Annotated in this window: 13 protein-coding genes; 7 read left to right on the top strand and 6 right to left on the bottom strand. The window is 57.3% G+C overall.

What is annotated here, in order from left to right; genetic code table 11:
* Positions 1-57: 57 nt before the first annotated feature.
* Entirely contained in the window at positions 58-966 is a 909-nt protein-coding gene (locus ACR0AZ_RS09095; protein ID WP_480667266.1) for a DMT family transporter, read from the bottom strand.
* Between the two features lie 289 nt (positions 967-1,255).
* Here ACR0AZ_RS09095 and ACR0AZ_RS09100 point away from each other — a divergent pair, with 289 nt between their 5' ends.
* Positions 1,256-2,119 carry an urea carboxylase-associated family protein gene (locus ACR0AZ_RS09100; protein ID WP_480470892.1) on the top strand — a complete coding sequence of 288 codons (864 nt, stop codon included), beginning with the start codon at positions 1,256-1,258 and terminating at the stop codon, positions 2,117-2,119.
* 14 nt (positions 2,120-2,133) lie between these two features.
* Here the strand turns inward: ACR0AZ_RS09100 and deoD are convergent, their stop codons facing one another.
* From deoD to ACR0AZ_RS09115, 3 genes are all read right to left on the bottom strand, one after another.
* Entirely contained in the window at positions 2,134-2,844 is a 711-nt protein-coding gene (gene deoD / locus ACR0AZ_RS09105; RefSeq protein WP_480470891.1) for a purine-nucleoside phosphorylase, read from the bottom strand.
* A gap of 18 nt (positions 2,845-2,862) precedes the next feature.
* Entirely contained in the window at positions 2,863-3,180 is a 318-nt protein-coding gene (locus tag ACR0AZ_RS09110; RefSeq protein WP_480470890.1) for an H-NS histone family protein, read from the bottom strand.
* Positions 3,181-3,297: 117 nt separating this feature from the next.
* The gene (locus tag ACR0AZ_RS09115; RefSeq protein ID WP_480470889.1) at positions 3,298-5,265 is read right to left on the bottom strand and encodes a methylmalonyl-CoA mutase family protein; all 1,968 of its coding nucleotides are present in this window, start codon (positions 5,263-5,265) and stop codon (positions 3,298-3,300) included.
* A gap of 145 nt (positions 5,266-5,410) precedes the next feature.
* Here ACR0AZ_RS09115 and ACR0AZ_RS09120 point away from each other — a divergent pair, with 145 nt between their 5' ends.
* The 6 genes from ACR0AZ_RS09120 to ACR0AZ_RS09145 all read left to right on the top strand — a co-directional run bounded on the left by ACR0AZ_RS09120 (position 5,411) and on the right by ACR0AZ_RS09145 (position 12,318).
* On the top strand, positions 5,411-6,793 hold the full coding sequence (locus ACR0AZ_RS09120) for a 1-acyl-sn-glycerol-3-phosphate acyltransferase (protein WP_480659302.1): 1,383 nt from the start codon (positions 5,411-5,413) through the stop codon (positions 6,791-6,793).
* 112 nt (positions 6,794-6,905) lie between these two features.
* Positions 6,906-8,192 (top strand): crotonyl-CoA carboxylase/reductase, encoded by a 1,287-nt coding sequence (gene ccrA / locus ACR0AZ_RS09125; RefSeq protein ID WP_480470887.1) that lies wholly within the window; start codon positions 6,906-6,908, stop codon positions 8,190-8,192.
* Between the two features lie 367 nt (positions 8,193-8,559).
* A complete protein-coding gene (locus tag ACR0AZ_RS09130; RefSeq protein WP_480667267.1) occupies positions 8,560-9,279 on the top strand; it encodes a helix-turn-helix transcriptional regulator in 720 nt (239 codons plus the stop codon).
* A gap of 81 nt (positions 9,280-9,360) precedes the next feature.
* A complete protein-coding gene (locus ACR0AZ_RS09135) occupies positions 9,361-9,999 on the top strand; it encodes an acyl-homoserine-lactone synthase (RefSeq protein WP_480667268.1) in 639 nt (212 codons plus the stop codon).
* 61 nt (positions 10,000-10,060) lie between these two features.
* Positions 10,061-11,593 (top strand): ATP-dependent DNA helicase, encoded by a 1,533-nt coding sequence (locus ACR0AZ_RS09140; RefSeq protein WP_480470884.1) that lies wholly within the window; start codon positions 10,061-10,063, stop codon positions 11,591-11,593.
* Positions 11,590-12,318 (top strand): SDR family oxidoreductase, encoded by a 729-nt coding sequence (locus ACR0AZ_RS09145; protein ID WP_480470883.1) that lies wholly within the window; start codon positions 11,590-11,592, stop codon positions 12,316-12,318. Before ACR0AZ_RS09140 ends, ACR0AZ_RS09145 begins: the two co-directional genes overlap by 4 nt.
* 3 nt (positions 12,319-12,321) lie before the next feature.
* Here ACR0AZ_RS09145 and ACR0AZ_RS09150 read toward each other — a convergent pair whose 3' ends face one another.
* On the bottom strand, positions 12,322-13,086 hold the full coding sequence (locus ACR0AZ_RS09150; protein ID WP_480667269.1) for a TIGR02186 family protein: 765 nt from the start codon (positions 13,084-13,086) through the stop codon (positions 12,322-12,324).
* A 1-nt stretch (position 13,087) separates the two neighbouring features.
* Positions 13,088-14,008 (bottom strand): sulfite exporter TauE/SafE family protein, encoded by a 921-nt coding sequence (locus ACR0AZ_RS09155; protein ID WP_480667270.1) that lies wholly within the window; start codon positions 14,006-14,008, stop codon positions 13,088-13,090.
* Positions 14,009-14,018 lie beyond the last annotated feature (10 nt).

The following is a 14,018-nucleotide window of genomic DNA, read 5'->3' on the forward strand; positions in this document are numbered from 1 at the left end:
AGCTTCCGGTTTTTCGCGCTGATCGGGTTTTCGGGGAAGGGTCTGGTTTCTCAGCAATCAGGGGCCAGATTGCCTGGCGATGGTTCTTTCGCGCCCGATGATCAGAAGGCCGCCGCCAACGATTAGGAATACTCCGGGGATAAGATCATCAAAAGGAGTCTCCGCAAAAAAGACCCAACCCAGAATGAATGAGGACGGGATGCCGAAGTATTGAAAGGGTGACAGGCTGCTGGGGTCAGCCATTCGGTTTGCTGTTGTCATGCAAAGGGCGGCCAGTCCTCCGACCAGACCCATCGAGCCAAGCCATATCCAGATGACCGGTTCTTCGATCAGAGAGAATCCGGTAGTCGCCAGTACGAAGATGGTCGAGCTTATGAGCGCGGTTATGGTGTAGTAGAGGTTGATCAATGCGGTCGGTACGGAGCGATCGAAGAGCTTTGCGGTCACGCTGGAGCTTGCATAGCCAAGCGCGGCGCAGATCGGCAGCAGCGTGTGCCAACTCAAATGCGCTGTGTCCGGCTTTAGCACCATCATCACACCGACGAAGCCCAACCCAACCGCCAGCCACCGCCAGAGGCCGATTTTGTGCCGAAGGATCGGCACTGATAAGGCGGTGATGAATAAAGGGCCCGCAAAGACCAAAGTCGTTGCAGTCGCGAGATCCATATAGATGAGCGACAGGTAAAAGCTCATCTGCGCCATGACACCCAGGGCTCCGCGCGCGATGGCCAGCCGCCATTGTCTTACGGCAAATGGCCGACCCGCGTCGATCCAGTCGCGCGATGACAGCAGGATCGCCAACGCAGGGATGAGCCCGAATAGGTTGCGAAATACCGTAAGCTCTTGGGTCGAGAACTGAGCGCTGAGATGTTTCACAATCGCCCCCATGACATCGTACAGTACGATTGCGAGGATGATTACGAAGGCGGCCCTGAGGAAAGGGGCGGACGGTGTGTTGGTGTTCATGTCTGACGCTCCGATGGGATGTGTCGCCGCGCGGAGCGACTCACGATTTGCAACGGGTAACCTATTGACAAAAATAAAAAAACACGCCTTATTCGTAACGCCGAGAGTCGAAGCTGAAGCTGGGATGGCCGCTATTAGCACGCGAATCCCGAAGCTTAGGCTGAGAAGTGTTTAGCGGTATCGCTCTTCGGTCGTCTCCAAACTGAGTCACCTAAAATTCGCCCCTGTTGGCCCGTGACCGTGCAGCTTTGGGCTTTTACGTCGACGCGAACTGCGCCAATCTCGAGCCATGATAGATTCTCAGAACTTCCCCCAACCGCCGAGCGACGCCGAAGACCGCCGCGCCATCGCGCCCGTTATTTGCTATCCCACCGACGGGTTGCCGAAGCCGCACTTGGCGCTGTACCAAGCAGCCCGCGAAACCGCGCAAAAAACCGATGAAGTGTTGGTGCCCGCGCGTGACGCACGTTGTTTTGAGGTGCCCGCCGGGCATTTCTTTCGCATCACCTCGGTCGAAGGTCCGCAGGTCGGGGACCTGAATATCTGGAACCTGAACGACCTGTCTGAACGGTTTTATTCCGGCAAAACCCGCGCGCTGCACGGCACCCACCTGACGACGGGTGAGCAGATGTGGTCAAGCTTCCCGCATATGCGCCCAATGGCGACCATCATTGCCGATACGCTAGGCTGGTATGGGATCGACGCGTTTGGCGGTTCGGTTCATGATGTGATCGGCACCCGCTGTGATCCCTATACGGGCAATCTGCTGTCAGGGACTCAGTACCATCATTGTTGTCATTCGAACCTGACCCGCGCATTGGCAGATCACCTGAGTATTCCCCTGGCTGAGGCTGAGCCTGCGGTGCACGATGTTCTGAACGTGTTCATGTGCACCGGGTTCACCCGCGATACCGGTCAGTATTTCATGAAAGCCTCACCCGTGCGGCCCGGTGATTACCTGGAGTTCTTTGCCGAGATCGACCTGTTGGGCAATCTCAGCGCCTGTCCTGGTGGTGACTGCTCATCCGAACATTCCTCGGACACGGCGTCGTGCCATCCATTGCTGGTCGAAGTCTTTGCCCCTGCCGACGGCGCGTTGGAAGGGTGGAGCAGCCCTGCGCGCAATGCATATGATCGCACGCATGGGCTTTAGCGTTTAGAGGTGCGTTAGGACGTTGTGAACGCCGCCTCAAGCGCGATCTCGACCATGTCGCCAAAGCTGCGCTCGCGCTCGGATGAGGGCAGCGCTTCGCCGGTCAGCAGGTGGTCCGAGACAGTCAGGACGGCCAGGGCACGGCATTTGTGGCGCGCCGCGAGGATGTAAAGCTCGGCGGCTTCCATCTCGACCCCCAGAACGCCGTGGCGCACCATCTGTTCATTCAGATCAGGGCGTTCGTCATAGAATACATCCGAGGAATAGATGCCACCCACATGGGTTGGTGTGCCTTTGGCCTTTGCCGCTTGCGCGGCGGCCTGCAGCAGGTCCCAATCGGCGCAAGGCGCAAAGTTCATCTCTTTCATGATCCCGCGCGACGGTGTGCTGAGCGTGGTGGACGTCATTGCCAGAATGACATCGCGTACATTGACGCTGTCCTGCATACCCCCGCAGGAGCCGATGCGGATCAGGGTTTTCGCCCCGTAATCACGGATCAGTTCGTTGACGTAGATCGACAGCGACGGCATCCCCATGCCGCTACCCTGAATGGTCACCGGATTTCCGTTCCACGTGCCGGTAAATCCAAGCATGCCACGAACGTCATTGACCAGTTTGACGTCTTTCAAAAATGTCTCTGCCGCCCATTTCGCGCGATAGGGGTCACCGGGCAAAAGAACGGTTTCGGCAATATCACCTGTTTCGGCTCCGATATGAATTGTCATCTCGGTAAATGCCTCCGCTCAGATTTCCAGATCAGATATGTCGGCCCCGGCTTTCAGGGCGTCATGCACCCATTGCGGCTTGCGACCCCGGCCCGTCCAGGTTTGGGCCTCATTGCTCGGATTGCGATATTTGGGTGCGGCCTTGGTGGATTTCGTGGCTTTTGCACCTTCGGGCGACAATTCGGACAAGGAGAACCCGAATTCCGCGGCCGCTTTTTCCGCCGCTTTCAAAGCTTCTTTACGTGCGCGCGCCTCGGCGCCTTTCAGCGCTTTTTCGACTTTATTGCGCAATTCAAGCAATTCTTTGTGCGACATTTTTTCAAGATCGATCGCCATTTTCTTTCTCCACACCGTTTGCTCCCAAAACACTGGAATTGGGAAATCGCAATTTCCGGTCCTGTCTATTCCTTTTTTATTGGAAATAGAAATGGAGATTTTATAGAGGTGGCGTTCTTATTCCGCCGCCATATTTTTTGGGTCCGCCAAAGTGATGATATCGCCCATGATCGTGTTCAGCTCAAAGTTCTTGGGCGTATAGATTTCAGCTACCCCCATGGCGCGCAGGCTCTCGGCATCTTCGTCGGGAATGATCCCGCCAACAACGACGGGGATATGGCTCAAACCTTCGTCTTTCAGGCGGGTCATCACATCTTGCACCAATGGCAGGTGGCTGCCGGACAAGATGGACAGACCAATGACATGAGCATTGTCCTCACGCGCGGCGGAGACAATCTCTTCGGGTGTCAGGCGAATGCCCTCATAGCTGATATCCATGCCACAATCACGGGCGCGGAAAGCGATTTGCTCGGCGCCGTTTGAATGTCCGTCCAAACCCGGTTTGCCAACAAGGAACTTCAATCGGCGACCGAGCTTGTCACTGACCGCATCAACGGCAGCCCGCAGATCATCCAGCCCTTCGGTCTTATTGGACACCGAGCCGGAAACGCCCGTCGGTCCACGATAGGTGCCGTAGGCTTTGCGCATTTCTTCGGCCCATTCGCCGGTGGTGACGCCCACTTTTGCCGCTGCAATCGAAGGTGCCATCACATTGGCCCCCGATTGCGCTGCCTCACGCAGGTCGTTCAACGCGGCTGCAACGGCCGCGTCGTTGCGATCTGCGCGCCAGTCATTCAGGCGCCCGATTTGATCCTGTTCGACCGCAGGATCGACGACCATGATGCCGCCATCCTCGGTCTGAAGGGGGGATGGTTCACCCTCGGTCCATTTGTTTACGCCGACCACGACGGTTTCATTACGCTCGATCCGGTTCAGCCGTTCAGCATTCGAATCCACCAGTCGGGATTTCATGTACTCGATTGAGGCAACCGCTCCGCCCATCGACTCGAGGTTCGCCAACTCAGCGCGCGCACCTTCTTTGAGCTCTTCGACCTTGGCATCAACCACCGGGTTGCCGTCAAACAGGTCGCCATACTCCAGCAGGTCGGTTTCATAGGCCAGGATTTGCTGCATCCGCATTGACCACTGCTGATCCCAGGGGCGCGGCAGGCCAAGTGCTTCGTTCCACGCGGGCAGCTGCACTGCGCGCGCGCGGGCATTCTTGGACAGTGTCACCGCCAGCATCTCGATCAGGATGCGATAGACGTTGTTTTCGGGTTGCTGCTCGGTCAGGCCCAGCGAATTGACCTGAACGCCATAGCGGAATCGGCGAAACTTGGGATCTTCGACGCCGTAGCGTTGTTGCAGAATTTCATCCCAAAGATCGACAAAGGCGCGCATTTTGCACATTTCGGTAACAAAGCGGATGCCGGCATTCACGAAGAATGAAATGCGACCGCAAAGTGCCGGGAAATCTTCAGCCGGAACACGGGGGCGCAACTCGTCCAACACCGCGATGGCTGTGGCCAGCGCATAGGCCAGCTCTTGCTCGGGCGTCGCGCCGGCCTCCTGCAGGTGATAGGAACACACATTCATCGGGTTCCATTTGGGCACGTTGGTGTAGCAATACTCGGCCACGTCCGCGATCATCTTCAGTGATGGTTTCGGCGGGCAGACATAGGTGCCGCGGCTCAGATATTCCTTGATCAGGTCGTTTTGAACCGTGCCCTGCAGCTTGGAGACATCCGCGCCCTGTTCCTCGGCCACCGCGATGTAAAGCGCCAGCAACCATGGTGCAGTGGCGTTGATTGTCATCGAGGTGTTCATCTGCTCCAGCGGAATCTGATCGAACAGCATGCGCATGTCGCCCAGATGGCAGATCGGCACGCCCACCTTGCCGACCTCACCGCGCGCCAGAACATGGTCGCTGTCGTACCCGGTCTGCGTCGGCAGATCGAAGGCGACGGACAAGCCGGTTTGCCCTTTTGCAAGGTTCGCACGATAGAGTGCGTTGGACGCCTTCGCCGTAGAGTGACCAGCATAGGTTCGGATCAGCCAGGGGCGGTCTTTCTGCGTCTGCGTCATGGATGGGCCTCGCGAGTCGATGAGCAATAAAATTACGTTACATGGTGATAAATCGTAATTTTCAGCATATGTCAATTCGCTGCGTCGCGGCATAACCTGCTTTCTTCAGATTGTGAGCGGTCGCGTTTGATGGCACTGTGCCCCCATGACTCAGACCGTGGAACTTCCGCTTTGGCTGTTTGTGCTGATCGTGCTGTTTGCCGCGGTCACTTTTGCATCGCATTTCCTGTTCCCGTCGGTGCGATGGTTCTTCCGCCGCAGGCTTGAACGCGCTGTTGCGCGTCTGAATGATCGCCTTCAGCGCCCGATCCAGCCGTTCAAGCTGGCGGGCCGGCACGATATGATTCAGCGTTTGATCTATGACCCTCAGGTCACCAAAGCAGTACAGCGGCATGCGAAAGAGGAGGGCGTTCCGGATGCGGTGGCGTCCGAGCAGGCCCGACGCTATGCGCGCGAGATCGCGCCTTCGTTTTCGACGGTCGCTTATTTCAGCATTGCGATCCGTCTGGCCCGCATGCTCAGCAATGCGTTCTATAACGTTCGGCTGAGCTATGAGAACAAGGCTGCCGTGGACAACATCGATCCTGATGCGACGGTCATCTATGTGATGAACCATCGCAGCAATATGGATTACGTTCTGGTCACCTATCTGGCGGCAGATCATTCCACCCTGTCATACGCAGTGGGGGAATGGGCGCGCGTCTGGCCGCTGAGCCGCCTGATCCGTGCAATGGGGGCCTACTTTATTCGCCGCAAATCGGGCAGTGATCTCTATCGCCAGGTGCTGGCCAGCTATGTGCGCCACGCGACCGAGGCGGGCGTCACTCAGGCCATGTTTCCTGAGGGAGGCTTGAGTTTGGCCGGTAAGCTGGGTCGGCCCAAGCTTGGTCTTCTTAAATACATAGTTGATGCATCAGACCCGCAGGGGCGCGATGTGGTTTTCGTACCGGTTGCGCTGAACTATGACCGGGTTCTGGAAGATACCGTTCTGACCGCCGCTGCGAAGGATACGGAACGTCGTTTCCGTGCTCGGATCGGGGTGATTACGCGATGGACCCTGAAACAGTTATGGCGGCGCGTGGTCGGGCGCTACAAGCGGTTCGGCGTAGCTTCGGTGCGCTACGCCACCCCAATCTCGCTACAGCAATTCCGCGCCACGCACGAGCGGGATCTGACCACTGATCTTGCGCGTGAACTGATGCAAAGGATTGGCGCGGCTATTCCTTTCGCCCCTCTCCCAGCGGCGTGTCGCCTGATCCAGCAAGAGGGTGAGATGACTGAGGATGACCTTAAGGCCCGTTTGCTGGGCGCTGAGGGTGGAGCACTCGAACCGGATGCGGGCGATGCCATCGACGATGCCATCAATCAGCTGACTGAACGCCGGATTCTGTCGCGCAAGAATGGCATCTTGCGCCCATCGGGTGAGCGCGCAGAGCTACTTGATTATTATGCCGCAGCATCAGAGCCTGCCCCTCGGGACGGTAATTTTGCAGTTGCAGAAACAGTTTCTGCAACTGCTGGGTCATAAAATTACAAAATTAGCACCAAAAACTATTGCAATATTTCTTTGTCGCCAATATCCCAGTTGGTGAAAGCCGCGATTCTGCGGCGCGGCAATGGATGAGTTAAAGGAGGCCAGCATGGCTTTGGACGTCGACAGTGGCATCGCGTCGTACGATGCGCCCGAAAAAGACCTCTATGAAATGGGAGAGATCCCTCCGATGGGATATGTTCCCAAGCAGATGTATGCCTGGGCAATTCGCAAGGAACGCCATGGCGAACCGGACACGGCGATGCAGCTTGAGGTGGTCGATGTTCCGAAATTGGACAGCCACGAGGTACTGGTGCTGGTGATGGCTGCGGGGGTCAACTACAACGGTGTCTGGGCTTCGCTTGGTAAGCCCATCAGCCCGTTTGACGGTCATGGTCAGCCGTTCCACATCGCGGGATCTGATGCTTCGGGTATCGTTTGGGCTGTAGGCGACAAGGTGCGCCGCTGGAAGGTCGGTGATGAGGTTGTGATCCATTGCAACCAGGACGATGGCGATGACGAGCACTGTAACGGTGGCGATCCGATGTATTCGGACAGCCAGCGGATCTGGGGATATGAAACCCCCGATGGATCTTTTGCCCAGTTCACTAATGTGCAGGCGCAGCAGTTGATGCCACGGCCCAAGCACCTGACCTGGGAAGAAAGCGCCTGCTATACGCTGACGCTGGCCACGGCCTATCGGATGCTGTTCGGGCATGAACCGCATGACCTGAAGCCGGGCCAGAACGTTCTGGTTTGGGGTGCGTCGGGCGGCCTGGGGTCTTACGCGATCCAGCTGATCAATACAGCAGGTGCAAACGCGATCGGCGTGATCTCGGACGAAAGCAAGCGCGACTTTGTTATGGGTCTTGGTGCCAAGGGCGTTCTGAACCGGAAGGACTTCAACTGTTGGGGTCAGCTGCCCACCGTGAACACGCCGGAATATGCCGAGTGGTTCAAAGAGGCTCGTAAGTTCGGCAAGGCGATCTGGGATATCACCGGCAAGGGTGTGAATGTCGACATGGTCTTCGAACACCCGGGCGAAAGCACTTTCCCCGTCTCGACCTTCGTAGTGAAGAAGGGCGGAATGGTTGTTATCTGCGCCGGTACGACCGGTTACAACCTGACCTTCGATGTTCGTTATATGTGGATGCACCAAAAGCGTCTGCAGGGGTCTCACTTCGCTCATCTGAAACAGGCCGCGGCTGCAAACCAGCTGATGGTTGAGCGCCGTCTTGATCCTTGCATGTCCGAAGTGTTCACATGGCAGGACCTGCCGGAGGCGCATATGAAAATGATGCGGAACGAACATAAGCCCGGCAACATGTCCGTTCTGGTTCAGGCGCCACATACAGGCATGCGGACTTTGGAAGAAGTTCTCGCTGCAGGCGACTAACGTCCAGACTACAACACAAGATCGAAGCACCCGCGCGGCACGCCCTTGCCGCGCGGGTGTTTCTCGTTTGAGGCAGTGGTGATTTTTATCAAAGGCTTAGCAGGAGAGATCCCGCTATTTTTGGGGAGTAGAAAGCAGCGAGTAGGCCGAAATAGTCTGCACATGTTATGGTTGTGTTAACCCTTCGTTAACTATTTCGGGGACACCTTGATGGCGCAAAATGAGTGGATACTGGACGTATTGTCGGACCTCAACGCCTTTGCGGTGGCAAACGGGTTAATCGCGCTTGCCGAACAGCTTGACGATACCAGGCTGATCGCTGCGGCCGAGATCGCGTCCTTGAAGGATGAGGCTTGCGCGCCGACGAATGGTAACACAATTCGATTTGAGCCAAATCCTCGAGGATTTGGAAAGCACCAGCACGCTTGAAGAGCTGACCAACGTTTCGGTCCAATTGCGAGACCGGTTGCAGATCGATCACATCACCTATCATTGGGTCGACGGCGCCGGAGACCAATATGGGTTTACCACTTACTCGGACGCTTGGGACGAACGATATCGGGACAAGAATTACCATCGGATTGATCCCGTCATATTAGGCTGTTTTCAGCGCTTTCATGCGGTGGACTGGAAGCAACTGAATTGGTCCGGCAAGGCGGTGCGCGCCTTTTTGGATGACGCACTGGCGCATGGCGTTGGCAATCAGGGCTATTCAATCCCGTTGCGCGGTCCAAGCGGGCAATTTGCGCTGTTTACGGTGAACCACAATTGTGACGATCAGACCTGGCAGAGCTTCATTGCGACTTATGGTCGTGATCTGATTCTGGTGGCGCATTTTTTGAACCGCAAGGCGCTGGAATTTGCCAAGGATCGGCAACCGGAAGCCACACGTAGCCTCTCGCCGCGTGAAATAGATGCCATGACGCTGTTGGCGCTGGGCTATAGCAGGGCGCAGGTTGCGCATTCGCTTTCGATCTCGGAGCATACATTGCGCGCCTATATCGAAAGCGCGCGGGCCAAGCTGGGCGCACAGAATACGACTCATGCCATCGCAACCGCGCTCAGCCGAGGTTTAATAGTCGTTTAACGACCGTACGTTGCCCAAACTGCAAATTAACCACAAGTACGTACCCCCTTTGTTCCAAGTGGACGACAAGGGGAATACGTCATGTTGCGTTATCTGTACGCGGACGAGCTGCATAAATTTCCAGCTCTGGCCAAGGGGATGTTTCGGGACCGCGCCGATCAGTTCAAAACCCGGCTGGGATGGGATGTGAAGGTTAACGAACACGGGGAAGAGCGGGATCAATATGACGATCTGAACCCGCTCTATGTGATCTGGGAAGAGGCGGATGGCAGCCATGGCGGATCGATGCGGATCCTGCCGACGACTGGCCCGGTGATGGTAAACGAAGTATTCGGGCACCTGACCGGAGCCAGCCCGATCTGTAGCCCCTTGATCTGGGAAGTGACGCGGTTTTGCCTGTCACGCACCGCAAGCGCGCATACGGCGGGGGCCATCATGCTCAGTGGGGGCGAGGTGATGGAAGGCTTTGGCCTGACTCACATCGCGGGCGTGTTTGATGCGCGCATGATCCGGATCTACCGCATGATCGGGTCTTCACCGGTGGTGCTGGGTTCGGAAGGGGCTGGTCGGGATCAGATATCGGTCGGTCTGTGGCCTTATTCGGCAGACGATTGTAACCGGGTTGCGGCCCGTGCGGGCATCCCGCGTGAGCTGTCCCGACTGTGGTTCAAGACGGCGTTCGGCAACACCGCACAGCATCGGTTTGCTTTGTCCGCCTGACCCGGGTGGAAATCGCATTCGGTGTCTGGTGGCGGGCGGCGCGTCCCTGTAGGGTCGCGCCATGTCCTTGCCCCAAGTCACCTTTTCCGAAGATCAGGCCACCGCCTTCGACAACATTGCCGAGATGTTGCGCACCGCCGGTGTCGACCTTCACGACGATGCTCTGCTGAAACTGCCGGGAGGCGGGCAATCGGGTGTCATGGCTGTGATTGGTAAGGCGGGATCGGGTAAAACCCTGTTACTGGCCGAGCTTTATAAGGCGTTGGCCGAGTCCGGAGTCAACCTGATCTCGGGCGATTTCGAAAGCCGCAAAGCCCGAGATAAGCGCAGCCTTGCGATCCTTGCCCCGACGAACAAAGCCGCCAGCGTATTGCGTTTGCGTGGTGTGCCCGCGACGACCATTCATCGCATCCTATACACTCCGGTCTACGACCCGGAATATGAGCGGATCGCGGAATGGTTGGCCGGCAATGACGAACGGCCCGAGATTGAGGGGCTGACGGACGAGGCGCTGGATCGTGCTGCCGCGTTTTATGCCAACAACAAATCCATCCCGGGTGCTTTGGCTGCGGCCGGATTGCGTGGATCCGACTTCATCACCGGCTGGAAGCGCCGAGAAGAGCCTTTGGACATCGGCTTCGTTGATGAGGCCTCTATGCTGGACGATCGCCAGTTCGAGGATTTGAAGGAGATTTTCCCTACATTGCTGCTGTTCGGTGATCCCGCGCAGCTGGCGCCTGTGAATCAGTCGGGCTCAATGGTGTTCGACAGCTTGCCAGAGCCGCGCAAACAGATTTTGCACCGGGTGCATCGGCAGACAGCGGACAACCCGATCCTTGACCTCGCACATGCACTGTCCGACCCGGCGATGGGATTTGAGGATTTCGAACGTCTGATCGAAGAGACTGCCCGTAAGGACGACCGTGTGATCTGGGGGCAAAGGGTCGAGGTTGATCTGATGGCGCGCAGCCCGGTTCTGGTCTGGCGCAACGCCACCCGAATTCGTCTGATCCAGGCATTCCGCAATGTTCATGGTGCGCCAGAGACAGAGTTGCTGGAAGGTGAGCCACTGATTTGCGATGGCATTGAACTGCCTTTGAAGCACCGCAAGAAGCGGCTGGACCTTGAGGCGCGTGGCCTGATCAAGGGCGCGCAGGTCATCTATCTGGGTCCCGGTCGAAAGCCTGGGTTCTCGCGCCTGCACGTCATGGGGGCCGAAGACCCCCAGGTCAGCGCGGCATCGATTGTACAGATCGAAAAACCGGATGAGGAAGAGCCGTTCATTCCCTATGCTGCCCGTATGGGGGCCACATTTCTGCACGGTGCTGCCGTGACGATTCACAAGGCGCAGGGGTCCCAGTGGGATACGGTTCAGGTGTTCGCGCCCGATATCTACGCTGCTGCCCGCATGGGACGGACCGAGGCAGGGCAGCCCTTGTGGAAGCGCCTTGCTTATGTGGCCATCACCCGTGCGCAGGAGCGGCTGGTCTGGGTGGTGCGTAATCGGTTGTCCAAGCCGACCCACCCCCTGCGCGTGGACGATTTGCGGGCCGAGGCTGCGCCTGCACTGACTTTAGAGGCAGAAGAGACATGAAAACGATCATAGTCACCGGCGCTAGTTCGGGCATAGGCCGAGCGACGGCCGAGCTATTCCTCTCCGAGGGATGGGTCGTCGGATTGTTGGCGCGCAGCGCGGACAAGCTGCACGAGATGGCCGACCGGCGCGACAACGCAGTTCCTCTGGTCGCGGACGTGACCAATCCTGATGCCGTTACAACCGCCTTCTCTGAGTTCATGGCGAAGGCCGACCGACTGGATGTCCTGTTCAACAACGCTGGCATTTTCGCGCCCGGCGGCACCATCGACGAGATCGCGCTTGAGGACTGGTACAACTCGGTCAATGTAAACCTGAATGGCATGTTTCTATGCGCCCGTGCAGCGTTTGCAGCCATGCGGGGACAGCAGCCTCAGGGTGGGCGGATCATCAACAACGGTTCGATTGCGGCCCATGTGCCGCGCCCGAACTCGGTACATTACTCGGCGACAAAACACGCAATTACCGGCCTGACCCGCAGCCTGTCTTTGGATGGGCGCGCGTTTGGTATCGCCTGCGGACAGATCGACATTGGAAATGCGCGCACACCGATGATTCAGGATCTGGTCGACAAGGCCATCGCTGCAGGGAAGACGCCCGACCCAACCATGGATGTCGACGATGCAGCCCGTTCGGTTTTGCATATGGCCAGTTTGCCGCCCGAGGCGAACGTGCAGTTCATGACCGTCATGGCAACAACCATGCCCTATATCGGACGTGGATAGCGCTTAATTCTCGCGCAATAACCGGAAGGCGGTCGATGCCCCCCAACCTGCAGCGATGGCGATAGCCAGCGACATCAGGCCGTACCAAATCGGCTGCTGACGGGACATATTATATAGAAACCGTTCCAACCCCACCTTACGTACGTCGATCGAGGTCTCAAAGCTTGATACGACATTGCCGCCGCGGGTCAGGAAAATACGGGCGGTATAGTCACCTTCGGTCAGGTCCGAGGGCATTTCGATCGATGTGCGGAACAAGGTTTGCTCATCCACCGCAACGGTGTTTTCCCGGATCGAATACAGCCCTTCGCTTTCGCGGATGCGAATAACCGCAGCCGCAAAGTCTTGCGCGCCCTGAATGTTCATATCTGCGCCAACCGACCGGATGGCGCGCTCGATCGAAACCTTGTTACGCAGATCTTCGGTGTTGGTCAGTACCTCGCCAAACGGTGCACTGGTGGCAACCGCGTAAAAGCTGGGGGCAAGATCGACGACAAGACTGTCAGTGTTCACCCAGATGCCAAACTTCTTTTCTTTACGCCGCACGGTGACGGGTTCGGATGGGCCGACGACCGACACGATCACTTCAAGCGGAGGTCCTTCAGGGATCGGAGCTTCGCGCTTGACCGCACCAAAGACAAGAATTTCCGAGCCGTCGAAATTCGCGGTGATCGAAACGCGGTCCTGAGACAGGCCAAGAACAACCTGTTCTTCCTCGGCGTAAGCCGGCAGGCAGATCAAGCACAGGGCGGCGATCAGACGCAACATCTCAATGACCTCCCGCATCGCCCAGTGAATAAAGCTCAGTCGGTTGCAGCAGCAAGTCCAGCGCCAGTTTGCCACAGACCACCAATACCAGTGCAGCAAGCAGAACACGCAGCTGTTCAGCTGGCATCCGCGCTCCGATCACCGTACCGATCTGGGCACCAACCACACCGCCGACCAGCAGCAAAACCGCGAGGACTACATCAACCGTATAATTGGTGGTGGCATGCAGCATGGTGGTGAACGCCGTCACAAAGATGATTTGGAACAGCGAAGTTCCGACCACCACCTTGGTGGGCATCCCAAGTAGGTAGATCATCGCAGGCACCATGATGAATCCGCCACCCACACCCATGATCGCAGACAGAATACCAACAAACAGCCCCACCATCACTGGCGGGATGACCGAGATATACAGCCCCGAAGTCCGAAACCGCATCTTGAACGGCATTGCGTGCACCCATCCGCGTTGACGGCGCTTTGGGGCTGCACCGCCGCCCTTGCGAGACTTGCGCAGGGCATTCAGGCTTTCGATAAACATCAGGCTGCCGATTACGCCAAGGAAAACGACATAGCAAAGCTTGACCAGCAGATCGACTTGCCCAAGGCTTTTGAGATAGTTGAACAGGATCACACCCAGGGCGGCACCAATCAAGCCGCCAACCAGAAGCACCGTTCCCATTCTAAGATCAACCGTTCGGCGCCTGAAATGGGCCAGAACGCCCGAAAAGGACGATGCGACGATCTGATTGGCCTCAGTCGCGACCGCAACGGCAGGGGGTATGCCGATGAAGAACAAAAGCGGCGTCATCAGAAAGCCGCCGCCTACTCCGAACATGCCAGATAAGATCCCCACCATGCCGCCCAGTCCAAACAGCAAAAAGGCATTTACGGAGACTTCGGCAATCGGAAGATAGATTTGCATGGCTTCTTCT

Source organism: Ruegeria sp. BE3 (assembly GCF_056538865.1).

Bases quoted from the DNA above. Each gene is read 5' to 3' on its own strand.
- ACR0AZ_RS09095 (WP_480667266.1), bottom strand. From the start codon at position 966: ATGAACACCAACACACCGTCCGCCCCTTTCCTCAGGGCCGCCTTCGTA.
- ACR0AZ_RS09100 (WP_480470892.1), top strand. From the start codon at position 1,256: ATGATAGATTCTCAGAACTTCCCCCAACCGCCGAGCGACGCCGAAGAC.
- deoD (WP_480470891.1), bottom strand. From the start codon at position 2,844: ATGACAATTCATATCGGAGCCGAAACAGGTGATATTGCCGAAACCGTT.
- ACR0AZ_RS09110 (WP_480470890.1), bottom strand. From the start codon at position 3,180: ATGGCGATCGATCTTGAAAAAATGTCGCACAAAGAATTGCTTGAATTG.
- ACR0AZ_RS09115 (WP_480470889.1), bottom strand. From the start codon at position 5,265: ATGACGCAGACGCAGAAAGACCGCCCCTGGCTGATCCGAACCTATGCT.
- ACR0AZ_RS09120 (WP_480659302.1), top strand. From the start codon at position 5,411: ATGACTCAGACCGTGGAACTTCCGCTTTGGCTGTTTGTGCTGATCGTG.
- ccrA (WP_480470887.1), top strand. From the start codon at position 6,906: ATGGCTTTGGACGTCGACAGTGGCATCGCGTCGTACGATGCGCCCGAA.
- ACR0AZ_RS09130 (WP_480667267.1), top strand. From the start codon at position 8,560: ATGGTAACACAATTCGATTTGAGCCAAATCCTCGAGGATTTGGAAAGC.
- ACR0AZ_RS09135 (WP_480667268.1), top strand. From the start codon at position 9,361: ATGTTGCGTTATCTGTACGCGGACGAGCTGCATAAATTTCCAGCTCTG.
- ACR0AZ_RS09140 (WP_480470884.1), top strand. From the start codon at position 10,061: ATGTCCTTGCCCCAAGTCACCTTTTCCGAAGATCAGGCCACCGCCTTC.
- ACR0AZ_RS09145 (WP_480470883.1), top strand. From the start codon at position 11,590: ATGAAAACGATCATAGTCACCGGCGCTAGTTCGGGCATAGGCCGAGCG.
- ACR0AZ_RS09150 (WP_480667269.1), bottom strand. From the start codon at position 13,086: ATGTTGCGTCTGATCGCCGCCCTGTGCTTGATCTGCCTGCCGGCTTAC.
- ACR0AZ_RS09155 (WP_480667270.1), bottom strand. From the start codon at position 14,008: ATGCAAATCTATCTTCCGATTGCCGAAGTCTCCGTAAATGCCTTTTTG.